At 50.9% G+C, this 16,792-nt stretch carries 15 protein-coding genes; 9 read left to right on the top strand and 6 right to left on the bottom strand.

The features are described 5' to 3' along the window. Nucleotides 1–5 precede the first annotated feature (5 nt). The 3 genes from LX87_RS08500 to LX87_RS08490 all read left to right on the top strand — a co-directional run bounded on the left by LX87_RS08500 (nucleotide 6) and on the right by LX87_RS08490 (nucleotide 4,444). The gene (locus LX87_RS08500; RefSeq protein ID WP_111627791.1) at nucleotides 6–2,450 is read left to right on the top strand and encodes a TonB-dependent receptor; all 2,445 of its coding nucleotides are present in this window, start codon (nucleotides 6–8) and stop codon (nucleotides 2,448–2,450) included. Nucleotides 2,451–2,458: 8 nt separating this feature from the next. Beyond that, a complete protein-coding gene (locus LX87_RS08495) occupies nucleotides 2,459–3,751 on the top strand; it encodes a serine hydrolase (protein WP_111627790.1) in 1,293 nt (430 codons plus the stop codon). Nucleotides 3,752–3,856: 105 nt separating this feature from the next. Beyond that, the gene (locus tag LX87_RS08490) at nucleotides 3,857–4,444 is read left to right on the top strand and encodes a hypothetical protein (RefSeq protein WP_111627789.1); all 588 of its coding nucleotides are present in this window, start codon (nucleotides 3,857–3,859) and stop codon (nucleotides 4,442–4,444) included. 20 nt (nucleotides 4,445–4,464) lie between these two features. Here LX87_RS08490 and LX87_RS08485 read toward each other — a convergent pair whose 3' ends face one another. From LX87_RS08485 to purL, 4 genes are all read right to left on the bottom strand, one after another. Next, entirely contained in the window at nucleotides 4,465–5,070 is a 606-nt protein-coding gene (locus tag LX87_RS08485) for a nucleotidyltransferase family protein (protein ID WP_111627788.1), read from the bottom strand. A 12-nt stretch (nucleotides 5,071–5,082) separates the two neighbouring features. After that, complete coding sequence (locus LX87_RS08480; protein ID WP_229310594.1) at nucleotides 5,083–6,066, bottom strand: XdhC family protein; 984 nt, start codon at nucleotides 6,064–6,066, stop codon at nucleotides 5,083–5,085. 52 nt (nucleotides 6,067–6,118) lie between these two features. Then, nucleotides 6,119–6,901, bottom strand: coding sequence for a tRNA pseudouridine(38-40) synthase TruA (gene truA / locus LX87_RS08475; protein ID WP_111628331.1), 783 nt, complete (start codon nucleotides 6,899–6,901; stop codon nucleotides 6,119–6,121). 147 nt (nucleotides 6,902–7,048) lie between these two features. Beyond that, entirely contained in the window at nucleotides 7,049–9,286 is a 2,238-nt protein-coding gene (gene purL, locus LX87_RS08470) for a phosphoribosylformylglycinamidine synthase subunit PurL (protein ID WP_111628330.1), read from the bottom strand. Between the two features lie 177 nt (nucleotides 9,287–9,463). Here purL and LX87_RS08465 point away from each other — a divergent pair, with 177 nt between their 5' ends. The 5 genes from LX87_RS08465 (at nucleotide 9,464) to LX87_RS08445 (ending at nucleotide 12,154) form a co-directional block, all read left to right on the top strand. Continuing rightward, entirely contained in the window at nucleotides 9,464–10,258 is a 795-nt protein-coding gene (locus LX87_RS08465; RefSeq protein ID WP_111627786.1) for a HipA family kinase, read from the top strand. Then, nucleotides 10,239–10,619: a DUF3037 domain-containing protein gene (locus LX87_RS08460; protein ID WP_111627785.1), complete on the top strand. Its 381-nt coding sequence runs from the start codon at nucleotides 10,239–10,241 to the stop codon at nucleotides 10,617–10,619. Before LX87_RS08465 ends, LX87_RS08460 begins: the two co-directional genes overlap by 20 nt. A 13-nt stretch (nucleotides 10,620–10,632) precedes the next feature. Beyond that, nucleotides 10,633–11,346: a hypothetical protein gene (locus tag LX87_RS08455; protein ID WP_111627784.1), complete on the top strand. Its 714-nt coding sequence runs from the start codon at nucleotides 10,633–10,635 to the stop codon at nucleotides 11,344–11,346. 8 nt (nucleotides 11,347–11,354) lie between these two features. Further along, the gene (locus tag LX87_RS08450) at nucleotides 11,355–11,678 is read left to right on the top strand and encodes a YnfA family protein (RefSeq protein ID WP_211325282.1); all 324 of its coding nucleotides are present in this window, start codon (nucleotides 11,355–11,357) and stop codon (nucleotides 11,676–11,678) included. 254 nt (nucleotides 11,679–11,932) lie between these two features. Continuing rightward, nucleotides 11,933–12,154 (top strand): hypothetical protein, encoded by a 222-nt coding sequence (locus LX87_RS08445; protein WP_111627782.1) that lies wholly within the window; start codon nucleotides 11,933–11,935, stop codon nucleotides 12,152–12,154. 424 nt (nucleotides 12,155–12,578) lie between these two features. Here LX87_RS08445 and LX87_RS08440 read toward each other — a convergent pair whose 3' ends face one another. After that, a complete protein-coding gene (locus tag LX87_RS08440; protein ID WP_170139331.1) occupies nucleotides 12,579–13,808 on the bottom strand; it encodes a glycosyltransferase family 4 protein in 1,230 nt (409 codons plus the stop codon). Nucleotides 13,809–14,786: 978 nt separating this feature from the next. Further along, nucleotides 14,787–15,176 carry a response regulator transcription factor gene (locus tag LX87_RS08435; RefSeq protein ID WP_111627780.1) on the bottom strand — a complete coding sequence of 130 codons (390 nt, stop codon included), beginning with the start codon at nucleotides 15,174–15,176 and terminating at the stop codon, nucleotides 14,787–14,789. A gap of 724 nt (nucleotides 15,177–15,900) precedes the next feature. Between LX87_RS08435 and LX87_RS08430 the strand changes: the two genes are divergently transcribed. Continuing rightward, a complete protein-coding gene (locus LX87_RS08430) occupies nucleotides 15,901–16,731 on the top strand; it encodes a phosphatase PAP2 family protein (protein ID WP_111627779.1) in 831 nt (276 codons plus the stop codon). The last annotated feature ends 61 nt before the right edge of the window (nucleotides 16,732–16,792 follow it).

Below are 16,792 nucleotides of genomic sequence, written 5' to 3'. Positions count from 1 at the left end.
ATTCTATGAAGTACCTATATGGCCTGTTGTTGTCTACAGGAATTCTAACCACCGCCTTTTCACAAACACCTTTTACCCAAACCGTTCGCGGACGGATTCTCGATAAAGAATCCAAATATCCATTAAGCAACGTCACAGTTCAGCTTCTGGAAGGTAATACATCCGGCACCCTCACCGATTCGCTGGGTCGTTACCGCCTGCCGAACGTTCCGGTGGGTCGGCGCACCATCCGGATCTCACGGATCGGCTACAGGGAAGCCCTGCTGAATAACATCATCGTTGACGCCGGGCGCGAAACCATTCTGGACGTGGAGCTGGAAGAATCCATCACGGAACTCAATACCATCACCGTCAAGGCGCAACGAACCGGCGACGCCCGCAACGAAATGGCAGTAGTATCGGCCCGGCAGTTTACCGTCGATGAAGCCGACCGCTACGCCGGAAGCCGGGGCGAACCCGCCCGCATGGCATCCAACTTCGCCGGGGTGCAGGGGGCCGACGATTCCCGCAACGACATCGTCATCCGGGGCAACTCGCCCAGCGGGGTTCTGTGGCGGGTTGAGGGTGTTACGATTCCGAACCCCAACCACTTCGCCATTGCCGGAACAACCGGCGGTCCCGTGAGCATTATCAGCAACAAAATGCTGGCTAACTCCGACTTTTTTACGGGTGCTTTTCCGGCGGAATTCGGGAACGGTATTGCCGGGGTGTTCGACCTGCGGCTGCGCAACGGTAATAACGAAAAGCACCAACGGATGCTTCAGTTTGGTTTTTTAGGAACCGAGGGTGCACTGGAGGGACCAATTTCCCGTAAAACCGGTTCGTCGTATTTTGTCACCTACCGTTATGCCAACCTCTGGCTGTTTAACAAAGCGGGAATCGACATCGGTACACAGGCCGTTCCGACTTATCAGGATGCGGCCTTCCGGCTGAACTTTCCGCTGAAAAATAACGCCCGAATTGCCCTCTGGGGTTTCGGGGGCACCAGCACCATCGACCTGCTAATCAGCAAACAGGAGGTGTCGGACCGGAACATTTTCGGGCAGAACGACCGCGATCAGTATTACACGTCCCGCATGGGCGTTGTCGGGGCGACCTACGAAAAACCGTTCAGCCGCCAGACGTTCCTGAAAACCACGCTGGCCGTTTCGGGCAATGCGCAGGATGCTAACCACGATTACCTGTTCTTCCAGTACGATGCCAACGGCCTGCCGGTGGTGGAAAATAACCGCTACAAAATTTTGAGCAAAGCGTCCATTCTGGATTACCGCTTTTCCGAAATTAAGACTTCGCTGGCCGCGTCGGTCAACCATAAATTCAGTTCCCGCAGCATCCTGAAAGCCGGACTGAATACCGATGTGCTTTTCTTCAACTTCCTCGACAGCGCGCGGGTCGTTACGACATTCCCCACCGCTCCGGCCCAGCTTGGCCCCTGGCAATACCGCTGGGATTCGCGGCAGACGGCTTTGCTGGTGCAGCCTTACGTACAATGGCGGGTCAACTTGTCCGACCGGCTTACCCTGAGCGCGGGCCTGACAAGCCTCTATTTCTCGCTGAATACCAACAGCTTCTCCCCCATCGAACCCCGCGCCGGGCTGGCCTGGGACTTGGGCAACCGTCAGAAACTGAGTGTTGCCGCCGGGCTTCACAGCCAGATTCAGCCGACGTATGTTTATTTCTACGGCGACGATCTGCGCAATCCGACCAAAAACCGTCAACTACTGAATCAGGCGGTTGGTTTGACCAAAAGCTGGCATTACGTCACCTCCTACGACCGGCTGCTGGGCCGCAACCTCCGGCTGAAACTGGAAGCGTATTACCAGAAGCTGTTCAACGTGCCGGTGGAAGAACAGCGCAGCTCGTTTTCGATCCTGAACACCGGCTCCGGTTTTACACGGGTATTTCCGGACAAACTGGTCAACACCGGCACGGGGCGAAATTACGGGGCCGAGCTGACCCTGGAAAAGTTTTTCAGCGACGGCTATTACTTTCTAGTGACCGGTTCGCTGTTCGATGCCAAATACCGGGGTTCCGACGGCGTACTGCGCAACACAGATTTCAACGGCCGCTATGCCTTCAATACGGTTTTCGCCAAAGAATTTACATTCCGGAAAACCAGCCTGAACGTCGGCGCGAAGTTTACGGCGGTTGGCGGACGGTGGTATGGCCCGGTAGACGAAGCTCGGTCGCAGGCCACGCAGGAGATTATTTACCAGAGCGCGGGACGCAATACGCTCCAGTTTCCGGACTACCGGCGGTTTGACCTGAAAGTCGATTATAAAATCAACCGCAACCGGCTGACGCATACCATTGCCGTTGATTTCGTCAATATCCTGGGCATTCAGAATATCCTGACCCTGAGCTACGCGCCCCAGCCCGACGGCACATTCATCAAGCGCGAATACCAGTTGGGCTTCCTGCCGGTTTTTTATTACCGGGTTGATTTTTAATTTCGGCCATGAATAACGTTATCGGCTTTCTGGCGGCCTGTTTCATTACGACGACCGTTTACGCCCAGCCCCGAACAGACACTTTTCTAACCGATCTGTTTTCCAGCAACCAGCACCCGGTTTTTCAGGAAGTGATCCACCACCCGGAAACGTACCGGCTGCAAATCATCTACACCCGCATTGACCGCGACAAACGCAACGTTCCGACGTTCACCCACTATTATTTTCATGTTGACAGCACGGACTATTTCAACCCGGCTTCGACCGTGAAATTGCCGCTGGCTTTGTTGTCACTCGAAAAACTGAACGGTTTGAAAAAGCCGGACGTAACCAAATTCACGGCCATGCAGTTCGACAGCGCCTTTCGGGGCCAGACGAAAGAGTGGCACGATAATACGTCCGAAACCGGTTTTCCGTCGATTGCTCACTTTATCAAAAAAGCCTTTCTGGTGAGCGATAATGACGCCTACAGCCGGATGTACGAGTTTGTCGGGCAGCAGACTACCAATCGCTCGCTGCATGCCAAAGGGTACGCCGATACCCGCATTACGCACCGGTTTGTCCGGATGACGCCCGAAGAAAACCGTCATACGAACCCGGTCCGGTTTATTCGCCCGGATGGAACGCTGATTTACGGCCAGCCAGCCGCTTACAACCCGGACGCCTTCGATTTTCGCCGAACCGCCAAAATTGGGAAAGGTTATCTGACCGCCAGCGACAGTCTGGTCAACGAACCGTTCGATTTTACAACGCGCAACAAGTATCCGCTGGAAGCCTTTCAGCAAACGCTGCAATCGGTGCTGTTTCCGCTTTCGGTTCCGGCCAGACAACGGTTTAATTTAACGGAGAACGATTACGCGTTCGTACGCCAGTACCTCTCACAGTTTCCCGGCGAAACCAATTATCCGAAATACGATGCGGAGCAGTATTACGACAGTTACGTGAAGTTCTTTTTCCGCGATAGCCTGCACCGCACGCTGCCCGAAGGGGTACGGGTGTTTAATAAAGTTGGGTGGGCCTACGGTTTTATGACTGATGCGTCGTACGTGGCCGATTTCAAAAACCGGGTGGAATACATGCTTTCGGCTACAATTTATGTGAACCGGGATGAGATTTTGAACGACAACAACTACGAGTACGACAGCGTGGCCCACCCGTTTCTGTACCAGTTGGGGCAAACGATTTACCAGTACGAATTGAAGCGGCCCCGGAAATACCGCCCGGATTTGAAGGCGTTTCAGCTACCGTACGAAAAGCGCCGGAACGACAGCCGGGCGGTGATTAAAGATGTCGATAACTAATGCGGGAGGGGAAATACCGATGATAAAAGCCGTATCCGCCGGGATGGGCATTCAACCAGACCCAGGAAGAAAAATGAATAACAACAGCTACGGAAAACTGAAACCGTGAATTACGTCTTCAACTATGTTATCCTGTTCGTTCTGATCGGCCCGCTCTACGGGCAATCAACCCTGCACGGCCTGGAGCCGTTTGTGATTGGCATCACGACGCCCGATTCGTTAAACCGGTTTACCTTTCAGGAACAGGAGCTGGTTGTTCTGAAAGGTACGCTCGCCTTACCCTGCACGGATATTCGCATCTTTCAAACCCAGACGGTTCGGACTCAGAACACTACGATTTCCAATTTATCGCTGGTTTTTTATGAAAACCGTTTATTTCGGATCACCTGCGACTACGACGAAGCCTTGCAAAACGCGTTCATTCGGCAACACGGACAAGGGGAAGCCACAACCACCACCCTGACCTTGTGCCATGAAGGGGGGCCATCGAAACGGCTGGTACTGAAAAGCAGGAACTGGCAGCAAGGCCGCATTCAGGCGTTGGCAATTAGCGCCACGGGTTACAACGACCGTTGCCAGCCAGAGCGGGTTTCCCGGCTGACGATAGCCAGTCAGCCGGTTACGGCCATCACGTCAGAATGTGATCTGGACCAGCTGGACCCGTATGTTGACAAAATCTGGAAGAACCGCTAAAGACGCTAACGCCCTGTCACTTACTGGTCACCGCTTTGCGGCCCCAGAAAGTGCGCAACATCCTGACGGGTATCCAGATCAATGCTGCCCAGGGCGAAATGAACGTCTACGCAGTCATCCGGGTGGTTCATGATCACTTTTTTTGCGCCCGCATCACCTTCCAGGCTCAACAATTCATGAATGTATTTCCGGTCAAACAAGGCCGGAACGCCCAGACTACCGGCGTAGCTGGCGGCCACAATGCCCTTTCCGCTTTCCTGGTACACCTGCACCAACTGTTGCAGCAAACCACTGTCAACGTGGGGTTGATCCGTCAGTAAGAACAGCACGGCATCAATGTCTTTTTGCGTCAGATAGACGGCCGCCAGACCCGTTTTCACGGAGGTTGCCAACCCCTGCTGCCAGTGCTGATTGTCGATAATCGTCACCGGCAAACCGTCCAGTTCGGAAGCAATCTGTTTTTTATGGGCACCCAGCACCACCACCACCGGCCGGAACGTCGTGTCCAGAGCCGTATCGACCACCCGGCGGAGCAGCGTACGGCCCTCCCACTGGATGAGTTGTTTGGGTTGGTGATCCATCCGCGACGAGGAACCGGCGGCTAAAATGATAATCGCAATATTCATACGGTATTAGGGTCAATTCAGATCGACCGGCGCACTAATCGACTGCACGGGCTGATGAATCGGTGCGTTTTTAAACTTCAGCGGTTGTGCCGTTGCTTTGCGGAATACGGCCTGAATTTCGGCCAGAATCGACAGGGCAATTTCCTGCGGGTTATCGGCCCCCACATCCAGCCCCACCGGCCAGAAAAGCCGGTTTTCATCCGGCGGGCTCACCAAATCCGCAACCTCATTAAGCAAGGCATCGCCCCGTTTTTTGGGGCCTAAAAGCCCGATATAGGGAATATCAGTTTGCAGCAATTCGCGCAAAACCGCTTTGTCGTACTTAAAATTATGGGAAATCAGCACGGCCGCCGAGTAAGCGTCAATCGGAACCTGCCGCCGGATATCATCGCGTTGCACGGCCAGCATTTCGTCGGCCTCACCAAACCGCCGGGGTTGCAGGTGGGCCACGCAATCGTCGGTTACAACCACCCGCCAGCCAATCTGCTTGGCCAGTTTCACCAGCGGTACGGCGTCGTAACCACCGCCAAAAACCAGCAGTTGAATATCGGGTTTGAGTTCTTCCACAAAAACACCCGCCCCGTCGGGCAAGGTCGTTTCAAACGTCAGGGGCCGCCGTTCCTGCATCACGCGGTCGAGCGTTTCGAGGGGATTGTTCGGGTCGTTGGGGTCAATGGCCTGAATCAGCACATCCAGAATACCGTTGCAACCCAGACCAATGCCAAAATTTTCGCCCTCCGGGTCGGTAGTGTCGTAGGTCACCAGCCGGGCCTGCCGGGTCTGCATCACTTCGCGGGCTTTGCGCAGGGCGTCACCTTCCAGACAACCGCCACTGATGGCCCCCATCCACTGCCCATCGTCGGTAATGTACATACGAGCACCCGGTCGGCGGTAGCCCGAACCACTGAGCCCCACCACGGTTGCCAAAGCGGCTTTACGCTGACTAAAGTCGGTTTTTCGATACGCCCGAATAAGTTCTTGAAATTCGTTAATCACGTTAGTGGATCGATGAATGCGAAACGGTGAACATGTTTACACCTAATTTACTTTAATTCGGCGTTGGTTGTTCATTGTTTGTCATTTTCTTCGTGAACAACCCCGGCGGATAGGCTACTTCGACCAGAAACAGGCCACTGGCGGGCGCCGACCGACCCGCGCTGGTACGGTCTTTCGCCAGAATGATCTGTTCAAATTCGGCAACCGTCATGCGCCCCTGCCCCACTTCCAGCATCGTGCCCACCAGCGTGCGAACCATTCCGTACAGAAACCGATTGGCCTTAATATGGAACGTCAGTTGGTTGCCCTCCATCACCCACTCGGCCCGGTGAATGTCGCAGCGGAAGTGTGAAACCTTCGTCCGAACTTTGCTGAAACTCTCAAAATCGTCGTATTTGAACAATAAAGCAGCCGCTTCGTTCATCCGGTCAACGTCCAGCTCGTGCCGGAAAACATAGAGCAGCATATCCAGAAACGGACTTTTCTGTTTCCGAATGCGGTATTGATAGTAGCGCGAGACGGCTGAGAACCGGGCGTGTACGCGCGGTTCGACCGGAAAAATGGTTTGCACCGCAATGTCGGGCGGCAGAATGCAGTTCAGGGCGTGCAGAAAGCCGTCCGTCAGTTCAAGCGAGCGATCGATTTCAAAATGAGCAAATTGCTGCTCGGCATGAACGCCCGTATCGGTCCGTCCGCTGCCAATAATGGAAATCGGCTCCCGCAGCAGGGTACTCAATTTCTGTTCAAGCACTTCCTGTACCGTAATGCCGTTGGGCTGAATCTGCCAGCCGTTGTAGGCCGTGCCCCGGTACGAAAGTTGGATAAAATAGCGCATAGGATACAAAAATAACGCGTCAGTGCGCAAAACCGTCATTCAGAAACGCCCTCTGGCAACGGCTAAATGATTTTACAACAAAAACCCGTTCGCCAGGACCAAGCGTACCAAGTCCTAGTGAACGGGTTTGTAATGAACCAGCTAAAATCAGACTTCCAGCTTCCGGCTTAAGGCATTGTCATAGAGATCTTTTGCCGCAGCGACCGCCAGCAGAGGCTGACCATCAATCACAAAATTCGTATCGTTTACGGCTCCCAAACGGCTGAACGCAACCCCACTTTTCGTAAGCGCGTCTTCAAACTCCGTTTGTTTTTCGCGGGCAACCGACACCACCACCCGGCTCTGGCTTTCACCGAACAGGAAGGCATCTTTCCGGAAACGGCTATCGGTTTCAATGGTAAAACCAAGATTTCCCCCCATGGCGGATTCAGACAGCGTGACAAACAAACCACCGTCGGAAACGTCATGCGCTGACACAACCAGTTTATTGATAATTAGCTCTTTTATCGCCTGTTGCAGTGCATATTCCACCTCCATATCGAAAGCCGGTGCCGGAGACGCCTTCACGCCCCGATACGAATACAGGTATTCCGACGAAGCAATATCGTCTTTCGACTCACCAACCAGATAAATCAGATCACCAGCCTGCCGGAAACGGAGCGTCATGCGGTTTTCGGGGTTTTCCATCAAACCGAGCATCCCGATTGTCGGCGTCGGGAAAACCGGGCCTTCGTCGGAGCTTTGGTTGTAGAAACTGACGTTTCCGCCCGTAACCGGCGTTGCAAACCGTAGACAAGCCTCGCCCATGCCCTTTACGGCCTGAACAAACTGCCAGTACACTTCCGGCACGTACGGGTTTCCAAAGTTCAGGTTGTTGGTCACGGCCAGCGGTTCGCCACCCGTACAAACGATGTTGCGGGCGGCTTCGGCTACGGCAATTTTCGCCCCGGTGTTCGGGTCAGCGTTGACGTAGCGGCTATTGCAATCCACGGTAATGACAATGGATTTGTCGGTTCCTTTGATGTTCACAACGGCGGCATCCGACGGCACGTTCGTAGTCCGATTGGCCGTACCAACCATCGAATCATATTGTTCATACACCCACCGGCGCGAACAGATGTTCGGGTGCGTCAGCAGATGTTCAACTACTTTCTGAATTTCAGCCGCTTCTACGTCCGAAACGTCCGAAATCTGGAATTTCTTGAACTCCTGGAAGTAAGCCGGTTCGCGGTATTCGCGGTGGTACTGCGGAGCGCCCCCGCCCAGCACGAGGTCGTGCGCCGGAACGTCGGCCACCAGTTCACCGTGGCGGTAGAAATGCAAACGACCGGTATCCGTCACGGTTCCGATCTGCTCGCAATTCAAATCCCATTTATCAAAAATTTGCTGAATAACGTCTTCTTTTCCTTTTTCAATGACTACCAGCATCCGCTCCTGCGATTCCGACAGCAGGATTTCAAACGGGTCCATATTGGGCTGGCGCGTCGGCACTTTATCGAGGTCGATGATCATGCCGTGTTCGCCCTTGGCGCTCATTTCGGAGGTCGAGCAGATGATACCGGCGGCTCCCATGTCCTGAATACCAATCACATAGCCCGTTCCGATAATTTCCAGCGAGGCTTCCAGCAGCAGTTTTTCCATGAACGGATCGCCCACCTGAACCGCCGGGAGTTTCTCGGTCGATTTGTCCGAAATATCTTCCGATGCAAACGTAGCGCCGTGAATACCGTCCTTGCCCGTAGCCGAACCGACGATAAACACCGGATTACCCACGCCGTACGACGTTGCTTTGGCCACCTTATCCACTTCGACAATTCCCGCCGAGAAGGCATTCACCAGGGGGTTGACGTTGTAGCAGTCGTCGAAATAAATTTCACCGCCCACGGTCGGAATCCCGAACGCGTTGCCGTAATCACCGATGCCTTTCACGACGCCTTTCAGCAGCCGCTGGGTTTTGGGTAAATCCAGATTGCCAAACCGCAGGGAGTTTAGTTGGGCAATGGGCCGGGCACCCATCGTAAAAATATCGCGGTTAATCCCGCCGACCCCGGTGGCCGCACCCTGGTAGGGTTCGATGGCCGAAGGGTGGTTGTGCGACTCGATCTTGAAACTACAGGCCAGCCCGTCGCCAATATCGACCAGACCGGCATTTTCTTCTCCGGCTTTGGCCAGCATCCGCTCCGAATCGCGCGGCAGGGTTTTAAGCCAGACAATCGAATTTTTATACGAGCAGTGCTCCGACCACATCACCGAAAAGATACTCAATTCGGTAAAATTGGGCTTGCGGCCCAGAATGGCAATTATTCGGTCGTATTCGTCGGGAAGAAGGCCCAGTTTGCGGGCAGTTTCGAGCGTTGGTAATTGATCGGTCGTTTCGGCAGACATGCGTTTTTGCAGAATGTTCGTTGGCGCAAAGGTAAGGCTTTTCACGCATCCTGACGGAACGATTCGGCAATTCGCGCCCGTTTTCTCGAAAAATTGGCCTAAATTTCCCGCCAGTCCCGTTGGAACCCGGAAATTTGTTTTCTGTACGAAGCAAATTTCGATAATCGAAAACGCCTTGTGAGTACCCGCGAACCCCAACTCCGAACGGTCGAAGTGATCCGTTACGTCACGCCCCTGCGCGAAGGCGGCTCGTTGCCCGCCATTGTCGAAGCCGACGACGATTTCCTGTACGTCCTGAAATTTCGGGGTGCCGGTCAGGGCGTCAAAGCACTCATTGCCGAAGTGATTGCCGGTGAACTGGCCCGTGCGCTGGGTCTTAAAATCCCCGAAATCGTGTTCGCAACGCTCGACCCGGCTATGGCCCGAACGGAGCCAGACGAAGAAATTCAGGATTTGCTGCGGGCCAGCGGAGGGTTGAATCTGGGGTTGCATTTTCTGTCCCGCGCCACGACGTTCGATCCGGTTTTGAATACCGTCAGCGCGCGACTGGCCTCGCAGATTGTCTGGCTGGACTGCTTTATTACGAATGTTGACCGCACGGCCCGCAACACCAATATGCTGATGTGGCACCGGGAACTGTGGCTGATCGATCACGGCGCTTCGCTGTATTTTCATCACGCGGGGCAAAACTGGGAGGAGCAGGCCAAAAAGCCGTTCGGGGCCATCAAAGATCATGTGCTGTTACCCTGGGCTACGGAACTCGAAACCGTCGATGCCGAATTTCGCCAGATTCTGACGCCGGAGTTGATCCGGTCCATTGTCGATCTGGTGCCCGATGCGTGGCTCATCAGCGAAGAATCGACGGACTCCGTTGCCGAACGACGCCAGATGTATACCGGTTTTTTAGAAACCCGACTCGCCCATTCTGAGATTTTTGTTAAGGAAGCGCAGCATGCCAAAACACGTATTTGAGTACGCCGTCATCCGCGTCGTACCGCGCGTCGAACGCGAAGAATTCATGAATGTCGGCGTTATTGTTTATTGCCCGGCGCAGGGTTTTTTGCAAACGGTATTTGAACTGAACGAAGACCGGCTGCGGGCTTTTTGCTCTGAGATCGACCTGCCGGACCTGCGGGAACGACTGCGGGTTTTTCAGAAAATCTGCGCCGGTCGGCGGGAAGGCGGTCCCATTGGCCAACTGCCGATTGCCGCCCGGTTTCGCTGGCTGGCCGCCAACCGCAGCACTATCGTACAGACCTCGCCGATGCACACCGGTCTGTGCGAGGATGCCTCCCAGACGCTGGAACGGCTTTTTGAGCGGTTGGTCCGCTGACGAATCCTGAACCATGATTTCCAACACGCTTATTATTTTCTGGATTTTTACGCTACTCGCTACAGGAAAAGCCGCTTTGGCTCAACCGCAGATAACCGTCCAATTCACTGTCGTCAGCAGGCAAGCCAGTCAGGACGCGCGTCATGATGCAGGGCTTTTGATCGATGTAAAGAATTTAACCGATCGGGATGTAGCATTATATACTCCGTTGGGCTTGCTGGTTAATTACATCAAGTATTATAAACGCAATCCCAAAACGCAGCAATATCAGGAAATCGTTCATCCTCTGGTTCAAGAGCTGGCTGCTGAGCGAGCTTACAAAGACAGCCTATATGCAGCGACTCAAATCATTGCCGATTTTTTCGGTGCTAACAATTACAATACTAAATCAACTCTTTACCTCGAATTTAACGAGCGTGATTCCCTCTGGTTTGATTATATCGTTCGAAGTGCGCAGTATGAAAAGCAAATTAAGGATACGGAGCTTCAACAGTTTAAAACAGCGAGCGGTATAAGCACCAAATCTCTTTTTACCCTCCTGAAAGGGCGGGAGCATTACCAGGATTTTTTCAACATTGCTTTCCTTTACAAGGAAAAAGGTGACTACAAAATTGTTCTGGATTTACCCCCAATACATTTGCAAAAAGCCGTTTATCTGGCGGATACCTTTGCGGTTACGGAAATTCCGGTTGTGAGCTGCCATCCGGTTTATTTATCCATTCGGTAGTTATAGGCATGATCAAAGCAATCCTCATTTTCATTCTGGCCGGATTATGCGAAATCGGGGGCGGTTATCTGATCTGGCTCTGGCTTAAAGAAGATAAGCCCATCGTTTACGGCATGGCGGGCGGAATTGTTCTGATTCTTTACGGGGTTGTTGCCACCCTTCAACCCGCCGGATTCGGACGGGTGTATGCAGCATACGGCGGTATTTTCATTGGGTTATCCGTGCTGTGGGCCTGGTGGATCGACGGTTTTAAGCCCGACCGCTACGATTTGCTGGGCGCCCTCCTTGCACTAATCGGTGCCGGAATCATTTTCTTTGCTCCTCGGCACTAGTATCTGTGAAATTCACCGCTTCAAGCCCTTTCAGTCTGGTAATTATAAATCGAACGAGCCCTATTTTCGGGTAACACCCGCGATCATCGGCCCGAAAAGTTGATTTTCAACGCTTTTCCTGAAATCGATTTTTTATTTTCTTCCCCAAATTACAGCCCGTTCTGATAACTTTTTTCTGATAATTCAGTTTAGAATCAAGAAACGTTTGCAGAGCGTTATTGCAGCCTCCAGGTTATTACTTAACGGCTATACACATGATTCTTATTGTTGAAGGAACCCTCCGCGGAGTGGGTTGGACCAGTTTTACGTGTCCGGTTGCGGATGCTATCGCTGCCTTTGATTTAATTACCAGTTATGTCGCTCGCGGGTTCCAGATCAACCACGCCAAAATGTTCGAGCGCGGCCTCCAGATCGATCTGCCAGCAGAAATTTTCAGTCCTCATTCGGAAGGCTGTCCGTTTGAAAGCCTGCGGTAGGAATGGGAACAAGTCCTGCGCGAACGCCCTGTCTGCCCGTCCAAACTGCACAAACAAGTTTATATTAACTGGAACCGGCGCCTGGTTCGGTATTATGACCGTCAGATTAATCAGGTTATCGAAGGGATTTTGCGTCTGGAATACAAAATTCGGCAAAGCAATCCCCAACCAGCTGCCAATGCGCCAACGGCAGGTACAGAACGACAAAAATTTGTTTTGCAAAGCCGTTACGCCCGGGTCCAGGCCCTGGAAAGCCTACGCCAGAATACGGTCAGAAAGCTCAAAAGCCTGGAGGCCTCTTTCGGGTAAGAATCCGCCACTAATCCATAAATAACAATCCGTAAATCAGGCGGTTGCAGGCTAAAACGAGTTTGATCGCACGTTTATAGCAACCGTCCGATTTACGGACCAGGAAGTGACGCAATTAAGCCAGGGCAGGCTGATAAGCGTCCCTGAGATTTAAATTATCAATTTCGGCAAAGAGCGAATCCAGGACAATCTGCCTGTCGAACTGATGCACAAACCCGAAAGCATTTACTTCATACTTCTTAAATTCCTCCTTATTAGTTAAATAATCCGTCAGCAGTTTTTTCATGTGGTCAAGATCCTCAATATCCGAGGACATTCCCAGCGCATTATCGGTAACCACTTTATAGATTTCAGAATTTTTACAGGCGGCAACAAACGTCAGTTTATTCTTGGCCATTATCCCCAGTAATTTAGACGGGAAATAAGCATCGCCAGAGTCTTTTTTCTGCGAGAGATAGACAATATCGGCATCATTGAGGAAGTTGTAATAATCGTCCTGCGATAAAAAGTCAATAAAATGGAGATTTCCAGTTGCTTTTTTCTCCGCATATGCCTTTAAATTATCCCGATCGCCCCCCGAACCGATAATCAGGAAAACAAGGTCATCCCGACCTTTAAACTGCTCACTCAGGTCCACCAGCGACGAGAGGCTTTGTTTAACACCAACGTTTCCGGCATAACCAATAATAGTTTTCCCCTTGTATTGCGGATATTTATCGTTAAAGTTGCCTTTGACTCCTTTTATGCTGGCATCTTTTACATCAATCCAGTTAGGCCACAGATAGACTTTATCATCCAGGGCGCCTTTCTGCTTGATGATATTTACCATAGCGTGCGATATGGAGGTTACCAGGTCGGCTTTTTGATAGCTATACCGTTCGGCTTTCTCCATGACTTTAACAATGGGCAGTTTCCCCAGCATCCCCAGCGATTGTGCAGCTTCCAGTTGCAAGTCCTGCACATTTATGATCAGTTTGGCTTTCCAAAGTTTCTGAAAAAGAACCCCAATCAGGCCCAGGTTAATGGGGGTCGTAAAAAGAACAATGACATCCTGCCGACCGGCACGGATAAAATTAAAAAATACAAAGATCAGGAACGTAATCTCCTGAAGCATCCGGGTTACAGACGTAACTTTTTTAGGCACATATAAGTACCCTCGCAATACCTTGACGCCTTTATAAAAATCCGTTTGAAACAGCTTCCCCTTGTCCTCTGGCCGTTTCTTCCAGTTGGGATACCATGAAAAGCCTGTTACTACAGTTACTTCATGGCCTACTTCTGACGCATAGGTAGCAAAATCGGTAGAATACAAAGAAATGCCACTATGATCAGGGGCAAAGGTCATACTACTAACAAGTATTTTCATTTAATGAAAAGATTAGAGTAAATGTTTTTGTTCATAAAAGTTCTATCGGATAGGATTTATAAAAGGGGATAAAGAAAAATTATGGCAATTTAAAATAAGTTTATAAGCTTCGGATTAAACTCTTTTATTTCCAGTCATTGATAAACCTGAAGCTTCTTCAGTGAAGCACCACTCTTAATATTTTTTTCATATTTTTCTGAAATATAGGTCCCTGATGCTAGCCAGTCAATACTTAGAATAGATAATTCCCTAAATTATTACATTTGCTTATTAACCGGATAAGTCACTAAAACGAAACACACCTTTGTTATTTGACGATCACAATCTGGTCAGTTAGATGGCTATTTAAATCGTGTTGAAGCTGCTTTTACAACTTTTTTATTTTCTTCCGTAGCACCTATTTTTATTTACCAGACAACTGTTTTATTGAAAATATATTCCGATTCTCATGTGGTTTACTCTTGCTCCTTATCACCTCAATTATAAATGAAAAATCAGTCGTAATTATCCTACTTAATTGTCAGACAATAAAAATAATCCCTAACCGCCACAGAGGTTATTTCAGTAAAAAATGGGCAGTACATCTTTATAATTATCAGATTCGTGTACGCAGTATTTCCGAATCAAATGGAGTCACTTTGATGGAGTGTATAGGCATGGTCGGATTGCCTTTTTACCGCGCGGCCTCATAAAACCGACGCTAAAGGCAGAATTAATCACTTGTTAAACCGCTTGTCAAAAGCCACTCATCAGGCGGTTACGTTTTTTTATTTCTGATTAACGCTGGAAGGATAATTCAGAAAAAACGCTTGCGGCTATTTGAAACGCTCGTACTTTCTACTAACAATGAGGGGATGCTGTTTACTCTGTCTAATAAATACAAAAAAAGTCTGTGTTCAGCACAGACTTTAAATAGACAAGATAATTCAACTTGCAAGGGAAGCCCTACTCCCCTGCCTACACCACAGCGACAGGCAGCAGTAAGGCTTCAATTTTCGCTACCAGTTTTTCAACATTAAAAGGTTTAGAAAGAAACGCGTCCGGTTTGGACAACGTAACGCCTTCGTTGGCAATTGGCCATTCAGCGGCTGACATTAAAATAACAGGCAATTTAGAAGCAGATGCCTTTAGCTTACGCAAAACGTCCAGACCACTAAAACGCGGCATCAGCAGATCCAGCAAGATCAAATCCGGTTGTTGGCCGGGGACCCGCAACCAGTCCAGGGCTTCCAGTCCGTCGCTGGCGATTAATACCTGGTAACCGTTTTTAGTTAATTGGTAAGTCAATAATTTTCGATGCAACGCATCATCGTCAACGACCAAGATTTTGGATACTTTCTTCATCATTTTTGCGCCACCTGGTTTATACCAGTGACAAGTTACGGTGGTTTCTTTAATGTTCAGTTATAGGACAGAAGACAGCATTTCGTAAAAGAGTAGCATTGTGACACGCCAGTCAATAAACAACTTGTTCCGGGATGATTTGAATTGCCAGCCGGGAGCAGAATCTAGTGGATAGGAGCCGGAGCAAACCACAGTTTTTTCGAATTTTCACATCCGGATATGCGGTAACCCTGTCCATACAAATAGCCATAATAATGCCAGAACCCGGCATTTTCCTATAAAACTGAGTTATCGGTAAGTACCCGACCATCACTCCCGTACGTCTATTTTGAAACCCTTCTGAAAATCATCAAACTGGGCTCATCAGCTTCGGCTTTATCTGATTAATTAATAGACAAACTTTCCCATACTCAAAACCTAACAAATATCCTCATTTTCAAAAACTGGACGGTTTGGCCCGTTCAAGGCCCATCAATCCCGGTATTCAACCGACTTTTGGCTCCCGTGCGGTTGCAATTTGTCCGGCTGCCTAATGGAACAAAGGACGCTGATAAGCGAAGCCAGCCGACCGCTACGGAAATCTGGCAGACGGTTTTGACTTGTTTTTACAACTATATGCTCACCAACCAAACAATATCGAAGGATTACCGACCGTTTCTGAAATGGGAATGCCGTTGCATAGCGCGAAAAGTGATAGGTTTGCTCTTCGGCCCTACCCCAGTAACTGATGAAGGTTTACGTATCGCTGCTCGTTTTTTTACTTTATTCGTTGGCTTCTCTTGGGCAGGTGGATACCGTCAGCCGTTCGCCCTACCGGATTTACCGGACATACGAACTCCCGGCTTCATTGGCGGTGTTGGGCACTTCCATTTTTGGCTTTCGGCAATTGGATCGCCACGCCAGTCTGACTGCGGAGGAGGTTATCAAACTCAATCCGGCTCATCTCAATGCTTTCGACCGACCGGTTGCGCACCTTAATCCGGCCCGCTTTGGCCTGGCCCAGACAAGATCCGACCAATTTCTCAATCTTTCCATTGCCAGCCCGCTCCTGCTCATGCTGAGCAAAGATCTTCGAAAAGAAGCACTGGATTTGTTGACGCTATACACGACGGCCCACGCCGTCAACAACCTGATTTACTTCGCAACGACGTTCCCGATCCGGCGCGCCCGGCCCCTGACCTATAACCCGGCGGTTCCGTTGCAGGATAAAATCGGTCATGCGAAAAGCAACTCCTTTTACAGCGGGCACGTGTCGTTCAGCACGACGGCAACCTTCTTCGGCGCTAAAGTTCTGACGGACTACTACCAGATAAAAGGCTGGAAACGAGTCGCCATTTTTACGGCAGCCGCTGTACCGCCCGTTTTGGTCGGGATCAACCGGATGCAGGCTGGCAAACACTTTCGAACCGATGTGCTGACGGGCTTTGTGGTGGGTGCAGCCTGCGGAATCGGCATTCCCGAATTGCATAAATTTCGCCAGAAAACCCGCAACCTCTCGTTCCGCCCCGAAATGACAGGCACCGGCGAGCGCGGGTTTGCCCTGACCTATGCCTTCTGATGAATGGCAGTCAAAACAAACCCGCCCCGGCGTTTCTACAAAAGACCGTCTGACCACTGCC

Origin of the sequence: Larkinella arboricola, assembly GCF_003259745.1 — a bacterium.
Taxonomy (GTDB): domain Bacteria; phylum Bacteroidota; class Bacteroidia; order Cytophagales; family Spirosomataceae; genus Larkinella; species Larkinella arboricola.
Note: the sequence above shows the minus strand (reverse complement) of the source record. Positions and strands in the feature narration are given on the sequence as shown.